General features: G+C 73.0%; 21 protein-coding genes. 9 read left to right on the forward strand and 12 right to left on the reverse strand.

Annotation, left to right across the window (positions count from 1 at the left end; translation table 11 throughout):
* Positions 1-18 precede the first annotated feature (18 nt).
* A complete protein-coding gene (locus AB0G16_RS02270; RefSeq protein ID WP_362797456.1) occupies positions 19-3,363 on the forward strand; it encodes a SpoIIE family protein phosphatase in 3,345 nt (1,114 codons plus the stop codon).
* Between the two features lie 148 nt (positions 3,364-3,511).
* Here AB0G16_RS02270 and AB0G16_RS02275 read toward each other — a convergent pair whose 3' ends face one another.
* Positions 3,512-3,730, reverse strand: coding sequence for an EF-hand domain-containing protein (locus AB0G16_RS02275; protein WP_362797458.1), 219 nt, complete (start codon positions 3,728-3,730; stop codon positions 3,512-3,514).
* A gap of 150 nt (positions 3,731-3,880) precedes the next feature.
* Here AB0G16_RS02275 and AB0G16_RS02280 point away from each other — a divergent pair, with 150 nt between their 5' ends.
* The 3 genes from AB0G16_RS02280 to AB0G16_RS02290 all read left to right on the forward strand — a co-directional run bounded on the left by AB0G16_RS02280 (position 3,881) and on the right by AB0G16_RS02290 (position 6,547).
* Entirely contained in the window at positions 3,881-4,369 is a 489-nt protein-coding gene (locus AB0G16_RS02280) for a GNAT family N-acetyltransferase (protein ID WP_362797460.1), read from the forward strand.
* Between the two features lie 330 nt (positions 4,370-4,699).
* Entirely contained in the window at positions 4,700-5,779 is a 1,080-nt protein-coding gene (locus AB0G16_RS02285) for a lytic polysaccharide monooxygenase (protein WP_362797463.1), read from the forward strand.
* A gap of 183 nt (positions 5,780-5,962) precedes the next feature.
* Positions 5,963-6,547 carry a cellulose binding domain-containing protein gene (locus tag AB0G16_RS02290; protein ID WP_362797465.1) on the forward strand — a complete coding sequence of 195 codons (585 nt, stop codon included), beginning with the start codon at positions 5,963-5,965 and terminating at the stop codon, positions 6,545-6,547.
* A 39-nt stretch (positions 6,548-6,586) separates the two neighbouring features.
* Here AB0G16_RS02290 and AB0G16_RS02295 read toward each other — a convergent pair whose 3' ends face one another.
* Positions 6,587-6,832, reverse strand: coding sequence for a type B 50S ribosomal protein L31 (locus tag AB0G16_RS02295; RefSeq protein WP_362797467.1), 246 nt, complete (start codon positions 6,830-6,832; stop codon positions 6,587-6,589).
* Between the two features lie 3 nt (positions 6,833-6,835).
* On the reverse strand, positions 6,836-7,000 hold the full coding sequence (gene rpmG, locus AB0G16_RS02300) for a 50S ribosomal protein L33 (protein ID WP_362797469.1): 165 nt from the start codon (positions 6,998-7,000) through the stop codon (positions 6,836-6,838).
* 232 nt (positions 7,001-7,232) lie between these two features.
* On the opposite strand from rpmG, the gene AB0G16_RS02305 reads away from it, so the two are divergent.
* Positions 7,233-8,315 (forward strand): sialidase family protein, encoded by a 1,083-nt coding sequence (locus AB0G16_RS02305; RefSeq protein ID WP_362797471.1) that lies wholly within the window; start codon positions 7,233-7,235, stop codon positions 8,313-8,315.
* Between the two features lie 127 nt (positions 8,316-8,442).
* Positions 8,443-10,860 carry a Tex family protein gene (locus AB0G16_RS02310; RefSeq protein ID WP_362797473.1) on the forward strand — a complete coding sequence of 806 codons (2,418 nt, stop codon included), beginning with the start codon at positions 8,443-8,445 and terminating at the stop codon, positions 10,858-10,860.
* A gap of 52 nt (positions 10,861-10,912) precedes the next feature.
* On the opposite strand, the gene AB0G16_RS02315 is transcribed toward AB0G16_RS02310, so the two are convergent.
* Together AB0G16_RS02315 and AB0G16_RS02320 are read right to left on the reverse strand one after the other, a co-directional pair.
* Complete coding sequence (locus AB0G16_RS02315; RefSeq protein WP_362797475.1) at positions 10,913-11,101, reverse strand: hypothetical protein; 189 nt, start codon at positions 11,099-11,101, stop codon at positions 10,913-10,915.
* A 58-nt stretch (positions 11,102-11,159) separates the two neighbouring features.
* Entirely contained in the window at positions 11,160-11,705 is a 546-nt protein-coding gene (locus tag AB0G16_RS02320) for a GNAT family protein (RefSeq protein ID WP_362797477.1), read from the reverse strand.
* Positions 11,706-12,321: 616 nt separating this feature from the next.
* Here AB0G16_RS02320 and AB0G16_RS02325 point away from each other — a divergent pair.
* The gene (locus AB0G16_RS02325; RefSeq protein WP_362797479.1) at positions 12,322-13,686 is read left to right on the forward strand and encodes a family 16 glycosylhydrolase; all 1,365 of its coding nucleotides are present in this window, start codon (positions 12,322-12,324) and stop codon (positions 13,684-13,686) included.
* A 106-nt stretch (positions 13,687-13,792) separates the two neighbouring features.
* On the opposite strand, the gene AB0G16_RS02330 is transcribed toward AB0G16_RS02325, so the two are convergent.
* The 3 genes from AB0G16_RS02330 to AB0G16_RS02340 all read right to left on the reverse strand — a co-directional run bounded on the left by AB0G16_RS02330 (position 13,793) and on the right by AB0G16_RS02340 (position 17,121).
* Positions 13,793-15,235, reverse strand: coding sequence for a WGR domain-containing protein (locus tag AB0G16_RS02330; protein WP_362797481.1), 1,443 nt, complete (start codon positions 15,233-15,235; stop codon positions 13,793-13,795).
* Between the two features lie 64 nt (positions 15,236-15,299).
* Positions 15,300-16,277: a phosphotriesterase-related protein gene (locus AB0G16_RS02335; protein WP_362797483.1), complete on the reverse strand. Its 978-nt coding sequence runs from the start codon at positions 16,275-16,277 to the stop codon at positions 15,300-15,302.
* Positions 16,278-16,443: 166 nt separating this feature from the next.
* Positions 16,444-17,121, reverse strand: a complete 678-nt coding sequence (locus tag AB0G16_RS02340) for a DUF998 domain-containing protein (protein ID WP_362797485.1) — start codon at positions 17,119-17,121, stop codon at positions 16,444-16,446.
* Positions 17,122-17,416: 295 nt separating this feature from the next.
* Here AB0G16_RS02340 and AB0G16_RS02345 point away from each other — a divergent pair, with 295 nt between their 5' ends.
* Both AB0G16_RS02345 and AB0G16_RS02350 read left to right on the forward strand, forming a co-directional pair.
* The gene (locus tag AB0G16_RS02345; RefSeq protein ID WP_362797487.1) at positions 17,417-17,779 is read left to right on the forward strand and encodes a MerR family transcriptional regulator; all 363 of its coding nucleotides are present in this window, start codon (positions 17,417-17,419) and stop codon (positions 17,777-17,779) included.
* Positions 17,776-18,753 carry an aldo/keto reductase gene (locus tag AB0G16_RS02350; RefSeq protein WP_362797489.1) on the forward strand — a complete coding sequence of 326 codons (978 nt, stop codon included), beginning with the start codon at positions 17,776-17,778 and terminating at the stop codon, positions 18,751-18,753. The genes AB0G16_RS02345 and AB0G16_RS02350 overlap by 4 nt, the downstream gene beginning before the upstream one ends.
* A gap of 39 nt (positions 18,754-18,792) precedes the next feature.
* Here the strand turns inward: AB0G16_RS02350 and AB0G16_RS02355 are convergent, their stop codons facing one another.
* The 4 genes from AB0G16_RS02355 to AB0G16_RS02370 all read right to left on the reverse strand — a co-directional run bounded on the left by AB0G16_RS02355 (position 18,793) and on the right by AB0G16_RS02370 (position 21,263).
* Entirely contained in the window at positions 18,793-19,236 is a 444-nt protein-coding gene (locus tag AB0G16_RS02355; protein ID WP_362797491.1) for a protocatechuate 3,4-dioxygenase subunit alpha, read from the reverse strand.
* Entirely contained in the window at positions 19,236-19,943 is a 708-nt protein-coding gene (pcaH, locus tag AB0G16_RS02360) for a protocatechuate 3,4-dioxygenase subunit beta (RefSeq protein WP_362797493.1), read from the reverse strand. Before pcaH ends, AB0G16_RS02355 begins: the two co-directional genes overlap by 1 nt.
* Positions 19,944-20,032: 89 nt before the next feature.
* Entirely contained in the window at positions 20,033-20,779 is a 747-nt protein-coding gene (locus AB0G16_RS02365; RefSeq protein WP_362797495.1) for an IclR family transcriptional regulator, read from the reverse strand.
* Between the two features lie 43 nt (positions 20,780-20,822).
* Positions 20,823-21,263: an SRPBCC family protein gene (locus AB0G16_RS02370; protein ID WP_362797497.1), complete on the reverse strand. Its 441-nt coding sequence runs from the start codon at positions 21,261-21,263 to the stop codon at positions 20,823-20,825.
* Between the last annotated feature and the right edge of the window lie 5 nt (positions 21,264-21,268).

The raw sequence follows: 21,268 nt of genomic DNA on the forward strand, positions 1-21,268 counted from the left end.
TGATGGGTGGGGAGTGAGATGCGGCAGGTGAGCCTTCCCGGCGGGGAGATGGGCCGGCGGATTCACGGTCACGACTGGGCCGCCACGCCGCTGGGCCCGCGGGAGAGCTGGCCCGCGGCGCTGAGGTCCGCGGTCGACATCGCGCTCTCCTCCCGCGCCCAGATCGTCATCTTCTGGGGGCCGGACTACGTCGCGCTCTACAACGATCCGTACATCCCCACCATCGGCGCGAAGCATCCGGCGGCGCTCGGCCGGCCCGCCGTGGAGAACTGGTCCGAGACCTGGGACGTCCTCAAGCCACTGCTCGACGAGGTGCGGAAGACCGGCGAGCCCTTCTGGGCCCAGGACCACCTGTTCCTGCTGGAACGTCACGGCTTCCTGGAGGAGACCTACTTCGACGTCTCCTACGGCCCGATCCGGCTGGAGGACCAGACGGTCGGCGGGGTGATGTGCCTGGTCAGCGAGACGACCGGGCGGGTGCTCGGCGAGCGCAGGATGCGCACGCTGAGCCGGGTGGGCGAGGCGGCCAACGGCAGGGCCACCCGGGACGAGGTGGCACGGGCGGCGCTGTCGGCCCTCGCCGAGGCGCGCGACGACGTGCCGTTCGCCCTCGCCTATCTCGCCGGGGACGCGGACGATCTCACCGGGGACGCGGACGGTCTCACCGGGGACGCGGACGACGAACCGGGCGGCGGCGCGTCGGTCCCTCCTGTCGGCGGCACCGGCCGCGACGCGCCGCACACGTCCTCGGACGGGAACGGTCCCGGTGGGGACGGATCCCGCGGGGACGAATCCCGCGGGGACGGATCCGGCGAGGACGGGACGGGTGAGGACGCCTACGGGGGCGCCGCCGAGCTGCGCATCGTCGTGCCGGACGGGGCGGCGCCGGAGCGGATCGGCGCGGGCGAGGAGCCGGCGTGGTTCGCGCGGGCCGTCACCGCCGTGCCCGGCGAGCGGTTCGGCGCGCGGGGACCCGCCGTCGCCCTGCCGCTCACCTCCGGCGCCGGGATCCGGGGACTGCTGGTGTGCGGGGTGAACCCCCGGTTGCAGCCGTACGACGAGTTCTTCGGGATGCTCGCGACGAGCGTGTCGCGCGCGCTGTCGGCGGCGGAGGCGCACGAGCGGGAGCGCGGGCACGCGCGCAGGCTCGCCAGGCTCGACGCCGACAAGACCGCGTTCTTCGCCAACGTCAGTCACGAGCTCCGTACCCCGCTGACGTTGATCCTCGGTCCGCTGGAGGAACTGCTCGAGGATCCCTCCATCGGCCCGGAGCAGGGCGCGGTGCTGCGGACCGCCCGCCGCAACGCGGTGCGGCTGCTCACGCTCCTGGACGACGTGCTCGACGTGACCAGCTTCGACGCGGGCCGGACCCGCGCCTACCACCGTCCGGCCGACCTGGTGGCGCAGACCACCGAGCTGGTGAGCGTGTTCCGCTCCGCGGCCGAGAGCGTCGGGCTCACCCTCACCGTCGAGTCCGAGCCGCTGCCCGAGCCGGTCTTCCTGGACCGGCGGATGTGGGAGCGGATCGTCTTCAACCTGCTCTCCAACGCGGTGAAGCACACCTTCTCCGGGGGCGTCACCGTCGGCGTCCGCTCCGGCGGCGACCACGCCGTGGTCACGGTCTCCGACACCGGCATCGGCATCCCCGGCGGGGAGATCCCGCACCTGTTCGAGCGCTTCCGCCGGGTGCCCGGTTCCCGCGCGCGCAGCCACGAGGGGGCCGGCATCGGCCTGGCGCTCGTCCACGAGCTGGTCGGCCAGCACGGCGGGCGCATCGAGGCCAGCAGCGTCGTCGGCGAGGGGACCACGTTCACGATCAGGCTGCCGTACGGCTCCGCGCACCTGCCCCCCTCGCAGGTGGGCGAGGCGGCGCAGCCGTACGAGCCCGGGACCGGCTACCTGTCGCACTGGCTGCCGCTGCCCGGCGAGTCCTCGGGGCGGCTCTCCGCGGACGGGATCGCGACGCCGGCGGGCCCGCGGGGGCCGGAGCGCATCCTGGTCGCCGACGACAACGAGGACCTGCGCCACTACCTGGTCCGGCTGCTCAGCCCGTACTGGTCGGTGACGGCGGTCGCCGACGGGGCCGCCGCGCTGCGCGCCGCCCGGGAGGAGGTGCCGGACATGATCGTCGCGGATGTGATGATGCCCGGTATGGACGGCCTGGACCTGGTCCGCAGGCTCCGCGCCGACGAGGTCACCCGGAGCGTTCCGATCATGCTCCTGTCGGCCAAGGCCGGGCAGGAGGCGTCGCTGAGCGGGCTGATCGCGGGCGCCGACGAGTACCTGGCGAAACCCTTCTCCGCCCGCGAGCTGCTCACCCGCGTGCGGGGCGTGCTGAGCCTGTCGGCCGTCCGGTCCCGGCACAACCGCCAGCTACGGGAGCTGACCGAGGCGGCCCTCGCGCTCAACGGGGCGTCCAGCACGGCGGAGGTGCTGGCGCTCGCCGAGACGTACGGCGAGCGACTGGCCGGCACCTCCGGGGTGAAGGTGGCGCTCACCGACGACACGACCGGCCACGACGACCGTGACACGAGGACCGGGACGGTACGGATCGCGGTCTCCGGCGGTGACCCCGGCCGGATGACGGACGACACCGTGCTGCGGCGGCTCGCCCAGCTCACCTCGGCCCGGCTGCGGAACCTGGAGCGGTTCGAGCAGGAGCACCGGATCGCGACCACGCTGCAACTGGCCCTGCTGCCGGAGGTCCCCGAGATCGGCGGCACCGCGATCGTCGGCCGCTACGTGCCCGGCAGCGACGAGGCCGGGGTGGGCGGCGACTGGTACGACGTCATCCGGATCTCCGACACCGAGCTGGTGCTGGTCATCGGCGACATCGTCGGCAAGGGCCTGCGGGCCGCCGCCTCGATGGGCCGGATGCGCAACGCGCTCAGGGCGTACGCGCTGGAGGACCCCGACCCCGGACGCACCCTCGGCCGCCTCAACCGGATGACCGCCGGACGGCACGACCGCATGCACGCCACCGTCCTGTGCGTGCGCCTCTCCCTCACCGACGGGCGGGTGGAGTACGCCAGCGCGGGCCACCCGCCCGCCCTGGTCTGCACCGCGGACGGGCGGGCGGACTTCCTCGGCGGAGCCCTCTCCCCGCTGATCGGCGCCATGCCCTTCACCGACTTCCCGACCGGCACGACCCGGCTGGAACGCGGCGACCGGCTGCTCCTCTACACCGACGGCATCGTGGAGAACCGGTCACGGAACATCCTGGACGGCATGAACAGGCTGAGCGAGGAGATGGCGAGGGCCTCGCGGCTCGATCTCGGCGCCATGCTGGAGTCGCTGCTCACCCTGGTCGAGGGCGGGGAGAAGCGCGACGACGTGGCCCTCCTCGGGTTCGCCCGCGCCTGAGAGAGTCCCCGCCCGAAGCCCCGAACCCCCCGAAGTCCCGGCGGACCGGTGGGCCGGGCGGACCGGTGGGCCACGGGTTCGGCGTGCCGCGGGCCCGGCGGAGAAAGGCTCGTCGGACCGGGGCCTCGGCGCCCGAGGCCCCGGGGGATCAGTCGCGGGCGACCAGGCGGACGAACTCCTCGAAGGAGAAGCGGCCGTCGCCGTCGGAGTCGGCGTCCCGGTTCAACGAGCCCAGGGCCTCGGCGGGCAGGGCCGGGAAGTGCTCGCCGAACTCCCTTTCGGTGATGAAACCGTCGCCGTCGGTGTCGATGAAGGTGAACGTCTGCCTCAGCTCCGCCAACCGCTCCCCGCTGGGCTCTGTCGACATGGTGACCCGCCTTCCTCAACGACCCGTGCTTCGATCAGCAGACAACTTACGGGAGAGGCCACCGACACGACCACACGACCCCTTATAAGTGGATTTATCATTGAAAATCCTTTTTCGAGGTCGTGCGCCGCCCCCACCTAGACTTCGGAGATGATTCGCCCCGCAACGCCGGACGACGTACCGGCGATCATCGACATGATCCGCGGACTCGCGGAGTACGAGAAGGCGCTGGACAAGGTCGAGACCACCGCCGACCAGCTCCGGGAGGCGCTCTTCGGCCCCTCTCCCGCGGTGTTCTGCCACATCGCCACCGACGACGAGGGGGTCGCGGGCTTCGCGGTCTGGTTCGTGTCCTACTCGACCTGGCTCGGCAGGCACGGGATCTACCTGGAGGACCTCTACGTCCACCCCGACCGGCGCGGGGGCGGGCACGGCAAGCGGCTGCTGGCGGAACTGGCCCGCATCTGCGTGGAGCGCGGTTACGGCCGCTTCGAGTGGGCGGTGCTGGACTGGAACACCCCCACGATCGACTTCTACCGCTCGATCGGCGCGGAACCGCTGGACGAATGGATCGGCCACCGCCTCACCGGCTCCGCGCTCCAGCGGCTCGCCGCCACCGCGCAGGAGCCGCGGGCGTAGCCGGGTTCACCGGTGGAGGCGCCGGCCCGGCCGCCCCGCCGGGCCCGCGCGCCGCCGGAAGCACGGGCAAGCCGGAAGCACGGGCAAGCGGGAAGCACGGGCAAGCACGGGGAGAGCGCGTTCCGTACGTGAATCTTTCATGCTCCGGCGGGGGCCCGCGTCCCCTCTGATCTCGTACGACGGCCGGCGGCCGGGGCGCGGGGGACACGCCTCGTTTACACCCGCGAAACAGGGACCTAGAGTCCGTCTCGCGTGAGCGCTCAACGCCATTGATCGGCAACCCTTCATCCCCCGAAAGGGAGGGTAAATCCTGTGAGTAAATGGCGAAGCATGGCTGTCGCCGGTGTGGTCACATTGATGACCGCGCTTCTCGCCGTCGTTCTCGTCCCCCAATCGGCATCGGCGCACGGCGCCATGATGGTGCCGGGCAGCCGGACCTTCTTCTGCTGGCAGGACGGCCTCTCCCCGCAGGGGAACATCGTGCCCATCAACCCGGCGTGCAAGGCAGCGGTGGCCCAGAGCGGGGACAACTCGCTCTACAACTGGTTCAGCCTGCTGCGCTCGGACGGAGCCGGCCGGACCCGGGGCTTCATCCCCGACGGCAAGGTGTGCAGCGGCGGTAACCCCGGCTACAGCGGGTTCGACCTCCCGAGCGCCGACTGGCCGGTCACCCACCTGACCGCGGGCTCGAACCTGCAGTTCAAGTACAACAAGTGGGCCGCCCACCCCGGCTGGTTCTACCTCTACATCACCAAGGACGGCTGGAACCCCAACCGGGCCCTCACCTGGGACGACCTGGAGAGCGAGCCCTTCCACACGGCCGACCACCCCCAGAGCGTCGGCTCGCCGGGCACCAACGACGCCAACTACTACTGGAACGCCAGGCTTCCCTCGGGCAAGTCGGGTCGCCACATCATCTACTCGGTGTGGAAGCGTTCCGACAGCGCGGAGACGTTCTACAACTGCTCCGACGTGGTCTTCGACGGCGGCAACGGCGAGGTGACCGGAGTCGGCAGGCCCGGCCCCACGCCCAGCCCGACCCCGACCGTCACGCCGACCCCCGAGCCGACCCCCAGCGTCACGCCGACCGTCACGCCGACGCCCGGGCCCGATGGACCCTGCACCGCCACCTACAAGACCGTCAGCTCCTGGTCCGGTGGTTTCCAGGGTGAGGTGACCGTGAGCAACCCCGGTTCGACGGCCCTCAACGGCTGGTCGGCCACGTGGACGCTCGGTAACGGCAGCACCGTGAACAGTGTGTGGAACGGCACGCACACGACATCGGGATCGTCCATCACGGTGAGGAACGTCGACTGGAACCGGACACTGGCCGGTGGCGGCTCCACGACCTTCGGGTTCACCGCCTCGGGCAGCAGCGGCACCCCCGCGGTGACCTGCACCAGTCCGTGACGAAAGGAGGTCCCGGCCGGTGCCCGACGGCACCGGCCGGGACCTCGCCCGTTCCGCCCCCCGCCTTCCGGCCGCCCGCCCTCACGGCGCCCGCACGGCCGTCACGCCCTCTCGAATCCGCCCTTCGCGGCGCGTCCGTACGGTCACCGCGCCCTCTGCACAGGGAGTCCCGTGCCGCCCACCATGAAGTTGACCTCGCTGCTGGGCCTCGTGTCGCTCGCGGCGGCGGCGGCCCTGCTCGGAGCGGCGTGCGCCGGTCGTACGGCGGAGAGCGGTCACGCCGGCGCGCACGCGCCCTCCCCGGCCGCGCAGACCGCCGCCCCGCCGGACGCGGCACCGCCGAGCGGCGCCGCGCGGAACGCGGCCCAGGCGACCCCGCCCGGCACCGCCCCGCCCTCGTCCCCGTCGTCCCCCTCGTCCCCGTCGTCGGCGGCCGGTGACCCGACGCACACGATCAACCCGGTGGCGGCGAAGTGCCGGGCGACGGTCACCCTGGTGGAGACGTGGCCGGGCGGCTACCGGGGCACGGCGACGATCACCAACAAGGGTGACCGGCCGCTGGGAGGCTGGTACATCCAGTGGATGATGCCGCTCGAGGCGACGATCACCCAGGCCTGGCAGGGGACCCACATGAAGAGCGGGCCGGTCGCGATGATCCACGCCCTGCCCGAGGCCCCGCCCCTGGCGCCGGGGAAGAAGCTCTCGGAGATCGGCTTCATCGGGGCCTCGGCCACTCCCCCGGCCTTCACCGAGGTCACCTGCGGCTAGGACCGCCGAGGGATCCCTCCCGCCCTTCGCGGGCCGGTCTCAGCTCCTGCCGTAGCGCTGGTTGAAGCGCTCGACGCGGCCGGCCGTGTCGAGGACCCGGCCGCGGCCGGTGTAGAAGGGGTGGCTCTCGGAGGAGACGTCGACGTCGACCAGCGGGTAGACGTTCCCGTCCTCCCACTCGACGGTCCTGCCGGTCCGGACGGTGGAACGGGTCAGGAAGGCGTAACCGACGCTCGGGTCGCGGAAGACGACCGGGCGGTAGTCGGGGTGGATGCCCTTCTTCATGATCTATCGGTCCTCTCGGAACGGGACGTGCTGGCGGACGATGGGGTCGTACTTGACGAGGGTGAGCCGGTCGGGGTCGTTACGCCGGTTCTTGCGGGTGACGTAGGTGTAACCGGTACCCGCGGTGGACCTCAGCTTGATCACTGAGCGCACCTCGTTCCTGGCCACTGTCGGCTCCTTTCCGGGGGACGCGTCCTGTGGTGCCGATGATAACGGTTTTCATTGACGGAACATTCCCGCCGGGGACCGGCGGGCCGATCGCGGCGCCCGCCCTCGCGCCCCGGGGCGGACGACGCCCCCGGACGCCCTCGGACGCCCCCCGGAGGCCCCCGAACGCCCCCCGGACGCCTCCCGGACGTCACCCCCCGGCAACCTCCCGGCCATCGCCCGCCTGTTCGCCGTGACCCATGTCCTGGCCGGAGACCGACATCGCCTGTGGCTGGTGCCGTACTGGCGCCAGGCGGGCGGCACGACCAGGGCGGGCGTGCTGCGCTCGGCCGACCTGACGAGCTGGACCTCGGGCGAGCTCGCGGAGAACCCGCCGGGCGTGGCGGTCGAGGAACCGCAGATCGCTCCCTCCGGCGACGCCCCGGGGACCCTCGTCATGGTGACCCGGACCCTGGACCTGCGGAGCGGCACCTCCGCGGCGGCGCGCGACGCCCGCTACCGGTCGGGCGCGGCCCACTGCGCCACGGCCGTCAGCACCGACGCCGGGCTGACCTGGTCACCGCTGCGGCTGGACGAGGACCTGCCCAACTACTACGTCAAGACGTTCTTCACCCGCGACTCGGCCGGCCGCCAGCTGGCGATCTTCAACACGCTGGCGGGACCGTTCACCGGCCCCTCGGCGAGCAAGCCCGACCAGTACCGGGAGGTGCTCTACTACAAGGTCAGGCGGCCCGGCGGGCCCTGGGAGCCGGGCAGGCTCTTCGCCGGCGGCCCACGGCTGACGAGGGGCGCGGCGCGGGGGTGGGACGTCTACCCCAGCGCCGACGAGTACGAGCCCGGCCGCTTCTTCGTCGTCTGGGAGCACAACCAGACCAACATCAAGGTCGCCCGGCTCGACATCACCCGGCCCCTCCCCGACACCCCCCTGGCCACGGGCACCTGGGCCGCCGGTCCGGGGGACCCGCCCGGCCGGACGGGGTCCGGGGCGGGGGGCTGGACGCTGGGCGGCGGCGCGCGGGTCACCGGTGACGGGCTCCGGCTCAGGAGCACCGGCACCGGTACGTGCCACGCGTCCTTTCCCCTCGCCCCCTCCCGGGGGTGCGACTTCGTCCTGGAGTTCCGCGGCCGGGTGGACGACGACAGCGCGCTCGACCCGCGCACCGGCCACGGCGTCTGCCTCGGCGCGAAGGTGGCCAACGGCGCCAGGCGGCTCGTGCACTGGGTGGCGGGCACCCCCGGCGGCAACGGCGGCAACACGGCCGGGGCCACCGTCGAGTGGACGCGCCTGACCCCCGCCCTGGAGACGTCGCCCTGAGCCCCTCCCCGGCCGTGCCCGTACGCCCGGTTCCTCTGTGGTTCCCCGGATTCGCCCCCGCGGCTCTCCGATCCGACGGCGGACGAGGCGGTAGCTTGGTCACTGCCACCACGGAGGAAGAGAGATCGTGACCACGTCTATTCATCAGCGGATCGCCGAAGAGCTGGGTGTGCGCGAGCGACAGGTGCGGGCGGCGGTGGACCTGCTCGACGGCGGCGCCACCGTGCCGTTCATCGCCCGGTACCGCAAGGAAGCCACCGAGATGCTCGACGACACGCAGCTGCGCACGCTGGAGGAGCGGCTGCGCTACCTGCGGGAGCTGGAGGAGCGGCGCACCGCGATCCTGGAGTCCGTCGACGGCCAGGGCAAGCTCGACGACACCCTGCGCGCGCAGATCATGGCGGCCGAGTCCAAGGCCCGGCTGGAGGACATCTACCTCCCGTACAAGCCCAAGCGGCACACCAAGGCGCAGATCGCCAGGGAGGCGGGGCTCGAACCTCTCGCCGACGGCCTGCTGGCGGACCCGTCCGCCGACCCGAGGGCCGCGGCGGAGGCGTTCGTCGGCGAGGGCGTGGCCGACGCCGCCGCCGCGCTGGACGGCGCCCGCGCGATCCTGGTCGAGCGGTTCGCCGAGGACGCCGACCTGGTCGGGGAGCTGCGCGAGCGGATGTGGACGAAGGGACGCCTGGTCGCGGCGGTCCGCGAGGGCAAGGAGGAGGAGGGCGCCAAGTTCTCCGACTACTTCGACTTCGCCGAGCCGTTCACCAAGCTGCCCTCGCACCGGATCCTGGCGATGTTCCGGGGGGAGAAGGAGGAGGCCCTCACCCTCACCCTGGAGCCGGAACCCGAGCCCACCGGCACCTACGAGGGCCGCATCGCGCACCGCTTCGGCATCGCCGACCGCGGGCGGCCCGCCGACGCGTGGCTGGCCGACACGGTCCGCTGGGCCTGGCGCACCCGCATCCTCGTCCGTCTCGGCATCGACCTGCGGATGCGCATGTGGCAGGCCGCCGAGGAGGAGGCGGTGCGGGTGTTCGCGGCGAACCTGCGCGACCTGCTGCTCGCCGCGCCCGCCGGGAGCCGCGCCACCATGGGGCTCGACCCCGGGCTGCGCACCGGCGTGAAGGTGGCGGTGGTCGACGCGACCGGCAAGGTGCTGGAGACCGCCACGATCTACCCCCACGAGCCGCGCCGCCAGTGGGACCAGTCGCTGGCCGTCCTGGCCGCGCTGGCGAGGAGGCACGACGTGGAGCTCGTCTCCATCGGCAACGGCACCGCCTCGCGCGAGACCGACAGGCTCGCCGCCGAGCTGGTGAAGCTGGTCCCCGGCCTGACCAAGGTGATGGTGTCGGAGGCGGGCGCGTCGGTCTACTCCGCCTCGGCGTTCGCCTCGCAGGAACTGCCCGGCATGGACGTGTCGCTGCGCGGCGCCGTGTCGATCGCCCGGCGCCTGCAGGACCCGCTGGCCGAGCTCGTCAAGATCGACCCCAAGTCGATCGGCGTCGGCCAGTACCAGCACGACCTCGCAGAGACCAAGCTCTCCCGCTCGCTCGACGCGGTCGTGGAGGACTGCGTGAACGCCGTCGGCGTGGACGTCAACACGGCCTCCGCACCGCTGCTGACCCGGGTGTCGGGCATCGGCTCGGGCCTGGCGGAGAACATCGTCGCCCACCGCGACGCCAACGGCCCGTTCCGCTCCCGCAGGGCGCTCAAGGACGTGGCCAGGCTCGGCCCGAAGGCCTTCGAGCAGTGCGCGGGCTTCCTGCGCATCCGCGGGGGCGACGACCCGCTCGACTCCTCCAGCGTGCACCCGGAGGCGTACCCGGTGGTCCGGCGCATCCTGAGGCGCGCCGGCGGCGACGTCTCGACGCTCATCGGCAACGGCACGGTGCTGCGGACGCTGGACCCGCGGGAGTTCGTGGACGACACCTTCGGCCTGCCGACCGTCACCGACATCCTCTCCGAGCTGGAGAAGCCGGGCCGCGACCCCCGTCCGGCCTTCAAGACCGCGACGTTCAAGGAGGGCGTGGAGAAGCTCTCCGACCTGACGCCCGGCATGCTGCTGGAGGGCGTGGTCACCAACGTGGCCGCCTTCGGCGCGTTCGTCGACGTCGGCGTGCACCAGGACGGCCTGGTCCACGTGTCGGCGCTCTCGTACGAGTTCGTCAAGGACCCGCGCGAGGTGGTCAAGCCCGGCGACGTCGTCCGGGTGAAGGTGCTCGACGTCGACATCCCGCGCAAGCGCATCTCGCTCACCCTGCGCCTGGAGGACGACGTCAAGCCCGCGGGACCGCGCGGGCAGCGTGACCAGCAGGCCGGCGCGGGACGCGGCGAGGGGCGTGACGGCGGCGGGCAGGGCCAGGACGGCGGCAGGCAGAGCGGCGGCCAAGGGCGCGGGCAGGCACGCGGGCAGGGACGCGGGCAGGGCGGCGACCGGCAGCGGCAGGACCGCGGAGACCGGTCGCAGTCGCGCAACGCGCCGAGCGGCGCGATGGCCGACGCCCTGCGCCGCGCCGGTCTCGACGGCTCGGGCAAACGCCCCTGACCCGCGCCGAGCGCCCCGCGACGGGTTCGGCGGCGGCGCCGCGGTGACGGGTTCAGCGGCGCCGCAGCAGGGCCGAGACGGTGAGGACGACGCCGACGGCGAACATCGCCAGGCCGATCCACGTCCACTCACGGGCCCCGCTCATGAAACTCCCGCCGACGTGGCCGAGCCCCTGGAGCGCCCAGAGGCCGCCCACCAGGATGAGCAGGATGCCGAGACCGGCCGGGAGCCAGGTCCTCATCGGGTACCTCCGGTGTGGAAGGCCCGGGCTCTCCGGCCCGGGCGGGACGTCGGCACTCTCACAGACCCGCGCCGGCGCGCGGGCCGGTGAACTCGGTGGCGAGGAGGCCGAACAGCGCCTCGTCGACGAAGGAGCCGGCCACCCAGGAGTGGCCGCGGAGGGTGCCCTCGCGCCGGAAACCGGTCCTCTCCGCGGCGGCGATCATCGCGGTGTTGGTGACGAGCGTCTCCAGGCCGAGCCGGTACAGGCCGCGGATGCGGAAGGCGTAGTCGCACAGCAGCCCCAGCGCGGCGGGGGCGTACCCCTGGCCGCGCGCCTCGGTGAGCAGCGAGAGGCCCAGGTGCCCGTTGCGGTTGAGGGTGTCGATGCCCCAGACGATGCCGAAGCCGAGCAGCTCTCCGGAGAGGGACTGGACGGCGAACTCGACGTTGGCCGGGTCGGGCTCCCGGCGCTCGTACCGGGCGACGGCCTGCTCGGCCGTCTCGGGAAGCCAGGGCATCACGGTGGCGCCGACCGCCGTCTCCACGTCGTCGTGCAGCCGCTGGAGCGGGACCAGGTCCTCCTTGGTGATGGCCCTGAGCAGAACCCTGTCGCCACGAAGCATGAACGGAACCTCGATGTCGGATGTCGTACGGCCTGTCGCCGGGTGACTCGCGGGGACGATCACCTACCGGACATCACACCACACGGTCCGCCGGGAGGGTGAGGAACGACGCCCCGGCAGGAGGGTCCGGCGGCCGCCCCTGACAGGCACCCCTGACACCCGTTCCCCCTGGAACGATCCCGGCGCCGCCCGCCCCGGGCCGCCCCCCGCCGCCGTCCCGCAGCCCAGGGGGCTCCCCCGCCCACGGCCCGCCACGGTCGCGCGGCTTTTTTTACTGCTTGTATTGACCCGAGAACGAAGGCTGACCTATGGTTCCGGCAGGCGGGCCCTCGCCTCCCGGCCCGTCCCCCGGATCACCCCGAATCACCCCCGACTCCCCCCGAATCGCCTCCAGAGCCGTTCTCCCCGCCGTATCCGTCGCGGCGGGGCACAGGACGCGCCACGCGCCGCCCCGCGGCGGGCCCACCCGGCCGGCCGCGGTAGGCGACACGCTCACCGCGTCCGGCGGCATCCGCACGTCACCCCCCACCCGGGTCGTGGTGCCGGTCACGCGTTCCCCGCGCAACGGGTCGCGTCGTCACCGGAGACCACCTCCCACGACGGAAGGAGTCCGCGCATGGACGCCACACGACCCTCTCCCCGGCGCCGTCGCGTCTCGCTGCCGGCCGCCCTCGGCGGCGCGTTCACCGCCCTCCTGCTCGCCGTCGCCGGCGTGGCGGCCGTGCCGCCCGCCGCCGCGGCCGGCACGCAGGCGGGCGCACAGGCGGGCGCACAGGCGGGCGCACAGGCGGGCGCACAGGCGGGCGCGGCCCACGCCCCGGCCCTGAGCTCGGCCGCGGCGCCCGGTCCCCTCGTCTGGTCGGACGAGTTCAACGCCGCCGCCGGCACCGGCGCGGACGCCGCGAAGTGGCGCCACGACGTGGGCGGCGGCGGCTGGGGCAACAACGAGCGGCAGTACTACACCACGGGCACCCAGAACATCGCCCACGACGGCGCCGGCAACCTGGTCATCACCGCGCGCAAGGGCAACCCGTCCGGTCACGGCTGCTGGTACGGCTCCTGCGAGTACACCTCCGGCAAGCTGACCACGGCCGCGACGTTCACCCGCGCCTACGGCCGCTTCGAGGCGCGGATGAAGCTCCCGCGCGGCAAGGGCATGTGGCCGGCGTTCTGGATGCTGGGCACCGGGGGCGCCACCTGGCCGGCCAACGGTGAGATCGACATCATGGAGAACGTCGGCAGCGTCCCCGGGCAGGTGCTCGGCAGCCTGCACGGCCCCGGCTACTCGGGCGGCAGCCCGCTGAGCGGCAGCTACGACCTGCCCGCCGGGCAGGCGTTCGCCGACGCCTTCCACACCTTCGCCGTCGACTGGGAGCCCGGCTCGGTGACCTGGTACGTCGACGGCGTGCAGTACTCCAGGAAGACCCCCGCCGACACCAGGGGCAACCCCTGGGTCTACGACCACCCGTTCTTCATGATCCTCAACCTGGCGGTGGGCGGGAACTGGCCCGGCTCCCCGGACGCCTCCACGACCTTCCCGCAGCAGCTCACCGTCGACTACGTCCGCGTCTACGCGCAGGGCGGCGGGACCGGCGGCCGCACCGGGCAGATCACCGGCATCGCCGGCAAGTGCGTGGACGTCGCCGGCGCCGGCAGCGCCAACGGCACCCCCGTCCAGCTCTACGACTGCAACGGCACCGGCGCCCAGCAGTGGACGATCGGCACCGACGGCACGATCCGCGCGCTCGGCAAGTGCCTGGACGTCACCGCCGCCTCCACCGCCGACGGGGCGCAGATCCAGCTCTACGACTGCAACGGCACCTCGGCCCAGCGGTGGGTGTACAGCGGCGCGCGCGACCTGGTGAACCCGGCGGCGAACAAGTGCCTGGACGCCACCGGGCAGTCCAGCGCCAACGGAACCCGCCTGCAGATCTGGACCTGCGGCGGCACCGCCAACCAGAAGTGGAACATCCCGGCCTGACCCCGCCCGCGGGCCGGGACACCCGTCCCGGCCCGCCACGGGCCCGTCCCGCTCGCACCCGCCACGAGCCCGTTCCCGCTCCGGCCCGCGGCGGGCCCGCGGTCGCTCAGAGCAGGCGCCTGATGTCGCCGTACGCCCGGTAGAAGCCGCCCCGCTCGGAGAAGCGGACGCCCTCGACGAGGTAGCGGGCCCCGGCCTCGCGCACGTCCTTGGGGAACTGCACGTTGCGCCGCACGTCGTAGCCCTCGCTGACCACCCGTACCCGGAGCCGGTCGCCCTCGCGGAAGCACTCGACCACGACGCCGTCGCCGCCGCCGGGGACGGCGTCGAAGGTCACGGTCTCCAGCGTCGCGGTGGGTTCCACCACGGCCAGCCCGGCGGCGGCCTTGACGTCGACCGGCGTGGGGACGCTGCCGGCCTGGGCCGCCCTGATCGCCTCCTCGGTCGCGTCGACGCAGGCCAGGGTGCCGTCGGTGGTCACGATGTAGAGGCGCTCGTCGAGGTACTGCATGGAGAAGGCCGACCCGCAGCCGGTGGCCAGCTTCCACAGCCGCTTGCCACCCTCGTCGAAGCAGTAGATCGAGGAGTGGCTGTCGCCGGCGAAGACGTACCGGCCGCCGGGGGCGGTGGCGCAGGAGAAGACGGTGTCGTCGCAGCGGTAGACGGCCTGGGGGACGCCGTCGGACTTGCGCAGGCGGTGCACGGCGCCGTTCCCGGTGCCCGCGTACACCGCGTCGGCCTCCTGCCAGCCGAAGAGCACCGAACCGTCGACGGGCGTCTCCCACACGGGCGTGCCGTCCGCGGCGTCGTAGCGGGCCACCCCGGTGGAGTGGCCGTGGTAGACGGCCTCGTCGTCGCAGCGCACCATCCAGGCCGAGTGGCCCCTGCCCTTGCGGGCCCACTGGAACTCGTCCTCGTGGTCGATGGTGGTGATCCGGCCCTCCCGGTCGGAGACGCCCAGCACGCCCTCGTGGATGTCGAGCCAGTAGATGTCGACGTCCTCGGCGATCTCGTACGCCACCCTGGGGACCTTGCCGCTGAGGTCGTAGACCTTGCCGTCGTCTGCGCCCGCGTAGATCCAGAAGTCGTCGGCGACGATGCACTTGACCCCGTCCGGCAGCCGGAAGCGGCCGGTGACGGTGCCGTCGTGGGTGACGGTGTAGACGTCGCCGCGCTGGTTGCCGACCCAGCAGCGCCCGGCGTCGACGAAGATGCCGAACGCCGCCGCGCCGCTGGCGAAGCGCCACAGCACCGGCGCCTGGGTGGCGGTGGAGCGGCTGCTCTGCACGCTGCGCCGGGTGACGGTGCGGCGCTGGCGCACTCCCCGCACGGCCGGGGCGTACCCCCGGCGGACCTTCTCGCCGATCTTCTTCGCGGCGGCCGCCGCGGCCTTCTCCGCGCTGGCGAAGGCCGAGGCCTTGGACTGGCCGGGCTCGCCGATGCGGCCGTACCTGATCGTCACCTCGGTGCCGTCGAGCACGACCTCGTAGAACTTGTGCGAGCTCCCGTCCTCCTCCGAGAGCTCCAGGTACGTGCTGCGTGCGGTCATGCTCCACCCCTCCGTCGTTCGGTCTCACGGAGCGTACGGGAGGTATATGACAAACGACGAAATGTCAGGAGAAGTAGCGCCGGGGATTGCCGACGAGCATGAGGTCGATCTGCTCGTCCGTCACCCCGGCCTCGCGCAGGGCCGGGAGCACGTCGTCGTGGACGTGGTCGAACCGCCAGTTGGGGGCGGCCAGCGGGATGCCCTCGTCCCAGGCCTCGCCGAAGTAGTCCATGAAGCACGCGGTGTCGTGGCTGAGCACCATCCGGTCGGCGTACCCGCGCTCGCACAGCGCCACGATCGTGGCCACCCGGGACGACGTGGGGTTGTAGGCGTCGAGCCCGAAGCGGTCCATGCCGAGCGTCGCCCCGGTGTCGGCCAGCCGCATCAGGTGGTCCAGGTCGTTGCTGTCGCCCGAGTGCCCGAGCACGACCTTCGCCGGGTCGACCCCCTCCTGCCGGAACAGCTCCAGGGCGAGCAGGCCGGTCCCGGCCGAGGGGTTGGTGTGCACGGTGATCGGCGCGCCGGTCTCCCGGTGGGCGACGGCGACCGCCCGGCAGATCCGCTCGACGCCGGGGGTCAGCCCCTTGCTCTCCACCACGCACTTGAGGAACGCGGCCCGCACGCCGGTGTCGGCGATGCCCCGGGTGATGTCGCGGGTGAAGTCCTCGACCATCGGCTCGGGCACGTCCATCATCAGGCCGGGCCCGCGGTGCGCGTAGTGGAAGGGGATCTCGTCGTAGGAGTAGACGCCGGTGGCGACGACGACGTTCAGCTCCGGCACCTGCTCGGCCACCCGCCGGACGCGCGGGATGTAGCGGCCCAGCCCCCACACGGTGGGGTCGACGATGGTCCGCACGCCCTTGGCCGCCACCGCCCTGAGCTTGGCGACCGCGTCGGCCACCCGGAACTCCTCGTCCCACCAGGCGCCCCTGCCGTGGTTGTCGACGTGCTCGGGGGAGATCACGAAGACGTGCTCGTGCATCAGGGTCTGCCCCAGGTCGGCGACGTCGACGGGACCTCGGACGGTGTTCACGACCGGCATGCGCGTCCTTTCGGGGTGCCCCGACCGGACGGCGGTGACCTACCGAGCGGTCGCTTCATGCGAAGGTAGGCCCGGCGGCCGGGGCCGTCAACCGGGCCACGCGGCGCGGGGCCGGGGTGTTCCGCGAGGTCGCGGAGCCCCTCGGGGAGTCCTCCGCGAAGGCCCCCTAGGAGATCCCCGCCACCCGCCGGGAGGTCGCGACGGCCCTCCGGGGGGCTCCGGCCGCCCGCAGGGAGGTGCTGGCGACCAGGCCCAGCAGGGTCAGCACCGCGACCTCGAAGCCCACCACCAGCCGCTGGGTCACCCCGGCGGGGATGTCGTCGTTGGTCACCTCCACGCCGAACGTCCGCAGCACGTACGGAAGGATCACCAGGACCAGCACCCCCAGCGAGGCCAGGCTGAGCAGGCGGACCGTGCGGGCGTACCGGCCGGACGCGTGCCGCCGCGCCAGGATCAGCCCGGCGACCGGCATGGTGAGGAAGGCCACGAACGCGGCGTAGCGGTGGATGCCGCCGGACATCGAGAGCGGCAGGCCGGGCTCGTCGGTGGGGAAGGCGCCGATCAGCAGCATGCACAGGCCCCAGGTGCCGACCAGCAGGGCGGCCCCGCGGTTCTCGGTGTCCCTGGCCAGCATGGCCGCGATGACCGTCGCGGCGGCGGCGAAGAGGGTGAGGGAGAGCGGCAGCAGCCAGCCGTCCGCCTCGAACGCGTACTCGCTGATCACCGTGTGCACCGGGTCGAGGCCCGTGACCACGTGCAGCCCCAGCATCGTGGTGGCCCCGGCGCCGATCGCCGCGTGACCGCCGAGGATGACCATGGATCCCGTGAACGCCTGACTTCCCATGACCTCAACGATGGCGACGGCCGGGTCCGCCGAACATCGGAGACAGCCCCCGGCCGTCCCTGAGCGATCCCGGAGGCGCCCCGGGAGCACGGGGTGCCCGCCACCCCGGGACGCCCGCCCCGCCATGCCCCTGAACTGCGCGAAGTCCGGCGGCGGTAGGGCCCTCCCCCTCAGGGTCGCCCTCGGGCGACCTCCCCGGTCCCCGGGAACCCCGGGAAGACCGGGAACCCCGGCAAGACCGGCCCCCGAGGACCCCGGTTGACTTCGAGCGCGCTCGAAGGAGCATGGTGGTCCCATGGGGATCACCATCCAGGAGGCCTCGCGCACCTCGGGGCTGAGCGCGCACACGCTGCGCTACTACGAGCGCATCGGGCTCATCCACCCGGTGGACCGGAGCGTCAGCGGGCACCGCGTCTACACCGGACCCGACCTCGACTGGCTCGTCTTCCTCACCAGGCTGCGCTCGACCGGCATGCCGATCGCCGACATGTGCCGCTACGCCGAGCTGCGCAGGCAGGGTCCGGAGACCTCCGCCGAGCGGCGCAGGATCCTGGCGGCCCATCGCGAGCGGGTGCGGGAGCGGATCGCGCGCCTCACCGAGGATCTGGGGGTCCTCGACATGAAGATCGAGATGTACGACACCAGGGAGCACACATGAACAGGCGTCACATCGGCCGGGGCGGTCCGGAGGTCTCGGCCATCGGGCTCGGCTGCATGGGCATGTCGGAGTTCTACGGCACCGCCGACGAGAGCGAGTCGGTCGCGGTCGTGCACCGCGCCCTCGACCTGGGGGTGAACTTCCTCGACACCGCCGACATGTACGGCAGCGGCCACAACGAGGAACTGGTGGGACGGGCGATCTCCGGCCGCAGGGACGAGGTCTTCCTCGCCACCAAGTTCGGCATCGTCCGGAGCGAGAACCCGCCCGGAAGAGGCATCGACGGCAGCCCCGCGTACGTGCGCAAGGCCGCCGACGCCTCGCTCAGGCGGCTGAACGTGGACCACATCGACCTGTACTACCTGCACCGCCGCGACACCCGGGTGCCCATCGAGGAGACCGTCGGCGCGATGGCCGAGCTCGTCGCGGCGGGCAAGGTCGGCCGTCTCGGGCTGTCGGAGGTCAGCGCCGAGACGCTGCGCAAGGCGCACGCCACCCACCCGATCGCCGCCCTGCAGAACGAGTACTCGCTGTTCACCCGGGACCCGGAGGAGATCCTGCCGGTCACCCGGGAGCTGGGCGTCACGCTGGTGGCCTACTCGCCGATCAGCCGGGGACTGCTCGGCGGCACGCTGGAGCCGGCCGAGAAGCTCTCGGACGACGACTTCCGCAAGCACCACCCCCGCTTCACCGGGGAGGCCGGGGCGGCCAACGAGGCGCTCGTCGCGAGGATCCGCGACGTCGCCGCCGAGGTGGGCTGCACCCCGGCCCAGCTCTCCCTGGCCTGGCTGTTGTCCCGGGGCGAGGACGTCGTCCCCATCCCCGGCACCAAGCGGATGCGCTACCTGGAGGAGAACACCGCCGCGGCCGGCATCACGCTGACCCTGGCCCAGCTCGACGCGCTGGAGGCGGCCGTGCCCGCCGGCGCGGTCAGGGGCGAGCGGTACGCGGACATGTCGTCGATCGGGAGGTGACCGGCGGACGTGCCGCCCGCGGGGAAGCGGCCCGGGGGCTCAGAAGGCGAGGAACACCGTCTCGTCCTCGCCTTGGAGGCGGACGTCGAACCGGTAGGTCCGCTCCCCCTCCCGCCGGGCGACGAGCGTGCCCCGGCGGGCCGGGGCCACCCCGGCGAGGAACGGCGCGTCCGGCGTGAGGTAGATCCGGGTCCGGACCGGCTTGAGCAGGCCCCGGGCGAAGACCAGCAGGGGGATGTAGTCGCCCGTCGCGGCCGTGCGGAAACGCCAGGAGCCGTCGGTCCCGGTCTCGCACCGGCCGAACAGCCCCGGCTGGCAGATCTCCAGCAGCGCGTCGGGCACCGGCTCCCCGGCGCCGTCGACGACCCGGCCGTGCAGCTCGATCACGTCCGGGTGGTCCTCGGGCACCACGAGGGGGCCCTCGGCGTACGGCAGGGCGTGCGCGAAGAACGGGCCCACGGTCTGCGACGGGGTCGGCACCATCACTCCTCCTCCAGGGGGGTCGCCCCCAGCACGACGTCCCAGCGGTAGCCCAGCGCCCACCCCGGCTCGGTGACGTCCAGGTCGAAGGCGGCGACCAGCCGCTCACGGTCCCTGGCCTCCGGGACGGACCCGAGGATCGGGTCGTGGGCGAGCAGGGGGTCGCCGGGGAAGTACATCTGGGTGATCAGCCGCTGGGTGAAGGCGGTGCCGAACACCGAGAAGTGGATGTGCGCGGGCCGCCAGGCGTTGGGGTGGTTGCGCCAGGGGTAGGCGCCCGGCTTGATCGTGACGAACCGGTAGCGGCCCTCGGCGCCGGTCAGGCAGCGGCCGAACCCGGTGAAGTTGGGGTCGGGCGGGGCCGGGTGCCGGTCCAGCGGGTGGGCGTACCTGCCGGTGGCGGCCGCCTGCCACACCTCCACCAGCGTGTTCGGTACGGCCCGGCCCCGGCTGTCGAGGACCCGGCCGGTGACGACGATGCGCTCGCCGATCGGCTCGCCCGCGTGCTGCCGGGTCAGGTCGTGGTCGAGCTCCCCGACCGGCCGGTGGCCGTAGACCGGGTCGAGCAGCTCCGCGGCCTCGGGGTCGAGGACGGGCCTCAGCGGCGGGTACGAGGGGGCCCGCAGCACGGTGCCGCGGTAACCGGGGCTGAGGTGGGGCGGATGCGGATCGGCGGGCCCGGCGCCGGCGATCCCTGCCTGAGTTCGCATTCCCCGAGCATCACCCACCGTGCCTCCGCGCCGGCCCCGTCCTTCCGCTCAGCGGAAACCTCCCATCCGACGGGGACGTCCCCTCCGCCTCATCGCTCCAGGGCGGCGAGGTCGCGGGAGAGGGCCCGGGCCGCGGCCAGCACGGCCGGCACCAGCCTGCGCAGGTCGGCGTTGTGCCGCCAGGCCACCAGCGACAGGGCGGCCACGACCCGGTCGTCCGGTCCCCGTACCGGAACCGCGACCGAGCAGGTGCCCAGGGTCATCTCCTCCTGCGTGCGGGCGACCCCGGTGCGGCGGACCTCCTCCAGCTCGGCCCGGAGCCGCGCCGGGTCGACCACCGTGTTCGGCGTGTGCGAGGTGAGCTCCCCGGCCAGCACCCGCTCCACGGTCTCGGAACCGGCGAAGGCCAGCAGGACCTTCCCGACGCCGGTCGCGTGCAGCGGCAGCTCCCCGGCCACCCGCGAGACGATCGGCACCGAGGTGCGCCCGCGCAGCCGTTCCACGTACAGCACCCGGTCGTCGTGCAGCACCGCGAGCTGCACGTTCTCGCGGGTGGTGGCGTAGAGGTCCTCCATGTACGGCAGGGCCAGCTCGCGCAGCTCCCTCGGCTCGGCGGCCTGGGCCCCGAGGCGCCACAGCAGCATGCCGACCCGGTAGGAGCCGTCCGGCAGCCGCTCCAGGAAGTCGCCCCCGACCAGCTCCCCGACCAGCCGGTGCCCGGTGGCGAGGGGCAGGTCGGCCCGGCGGCAGATCTCGGTGAGCGTCAGCCGCACGTCCCCCGGCAGGAACGCGCCGAGGATCGCCATGACCTTCCCGGTGACCGTCGGAGCCCTCACACGATCACCCTAGGTCAGCCGGTGGCGCCCGGTCGCCGGCGCCTCACACCGTGGAGTCCAGCCGGGAGGCCAGCAGCGCGGCCCGGGCGAGCTGCACCTCGCGGGCCTTCCTGGCGGCGAAGTTCAGCAGCGGCCTGATCCAGGCGTGCACCACGAGCACGTCCTCGACCTCGGTGCCGCGGCCGTCCCCGGTGAGGGTGAACCGGTAGTCCATGCGCACCCCGCCGGGGCTGACGACCTCGCCCTCGACGGTGCGCGGCGTGCTCCGCAGCGTCACCTTGATCATGTTGTCGTACCTGAGGCCGAGGAACCTGAACCGCTCCACCGAGGTGTAACGGGTCTCGTCGGGACCGGGCCGGATGTCCTTGACCGCGACCACCAGCGGCGAGAGCCCCACGTAGCTCTGCGGCTGGCTCAGGTGCGCCCGCAGCGCCTCCGGTGAGTTACGGACGTGAAAGGTGTTGCGCAGTGTGACCTTTGGCATGTTCT

It is taken from the genome of Streptosporangium sp. NPDC023615, assembly GCF_040640155.1.
In the GTDB taxonomy this organism is placed as follows: domain Bacteria; phylum Actinomycetota; class Actinomycetes; order Streptosporangiales; family Streptosporangiaceae; genus Streptosporangium.

Coding starts and splice junctions, on each gene's coding strand:
- AB0G16_RS02335 (WP_362797483.1), bottom strand. CDS start 16,277: ATGCCGGTCGTGAACACCGTCCGAGGTCCCGTCGACGTCGCCGACCTG.
- AB0G16_RS02350 (WP_362797489.1), top strand. CDS start 17,776: ATGAACAGGCGTCACATCGGCCGGGGCGGTCCGGAGGTCTCGGCCATC.
- AB0G16_RS02295 (WP_362797467.1), bottom strand. CDS start 6,832: ATGAAGAAGGGCATCCACCCCGACTACCGCCCGGTCGTCTTCCGCGAC.
- AB0G16_RS02345 (WP_362797487.1), top strand. CDS start 17,417: ATGGGGATCACCATCCAGGAGGCCTCGCGCACCTCGGGGCTGAGCGCG.
- AB0G16_RS02330 (WP_362797481.1), bottom strand. CDS start 15,235: ATGACCGCACGCAGCACGTACCTGGAGCTCTCGGAGGAGGACGGGAGC.
- AB0G16_RS02290 (WP_362797465.1), top strand. CDS start 5,963: ATGAAGTTGACCTCGCTGCTGGGCCTCGTGTCGCTCGCGGCGGCGGCG.
- AB0G16_RS02270 (WP_362797456.1), top strand. CDS start 19: ATGCGGCAGGTGAGCCTTCCCGGCGGGGAGATGGGCCGGCGGATTCAC.
- AB0G16_RS02275 (WP_362797458.1), bottom strand. CDS start 3,730: ATGTCGACAGAGCCCAGCGGGGAGCGGTTGGCGGAGCTGAGGCAGACG.
- pcaH (WP_362797493.1), bottom strand. CDS start 19,943: ATGCGAACTCAGGCAGGGATCGCCGGCGCCGGGCCCGCCGATCCGCAT.
- AB0G16_RS02325 (WP_362797479.1), top strand. CDS start 12,322: ATGGACGCCACACGACCCTCTCCCCGGCGCCGTCGCGTCTCGCTGCCG.
- AB0G16_RS02355 (WP_362797491.1), bottom strand. CDS start 19,236: ATGGTGCCGACCCCGTCGCAGACCGTGGGCCCGTTCTTCGCGCACGCC.
- AB0G16_RS02285 (WP_362797463.1), top strand. CDS start 4,700: ATGGCTGTCGCCGGTGTGGTCACATTGATGACCGCGCTTCTCGCCGTC.
- AB0G16_RS02315 (WP_362797475.1), bottom strand. CDS start 11,101: ATGAGGACCTGGCTCCCGGCCGGTCTCGGCATCCTGCTCATCCTGGTG.
- AB0G16_RS02320 (WP_362797477.1), bottom strand. CDS start 11,705: ATGCTTCGTGGCGACAGGGTTCTGCTCAGGGCCATCACCAAGGAGGAC.
- AB0G16_RS02370 (WP_362797497.1), bottom strand. CDS start 21,263: ATGCCAAAGGTCACACTGCGCAACACCTTTCACGTCCGTAACTCACCG.
- AB0G16_RS02340 (WP_362797485.1), bottom strand. CDS start 17,121: ATGGGAAGTCAGGCGTTCACGGGATCCATGGTCATCCTCGGCGGTCAC.
- AB0G16_RS02280 (WP_362797460.1), top strand. CDS start 3,881: ATGATTCGCCCCGCAACGCCGGACGACGTACCGGCGATCATCGACATG.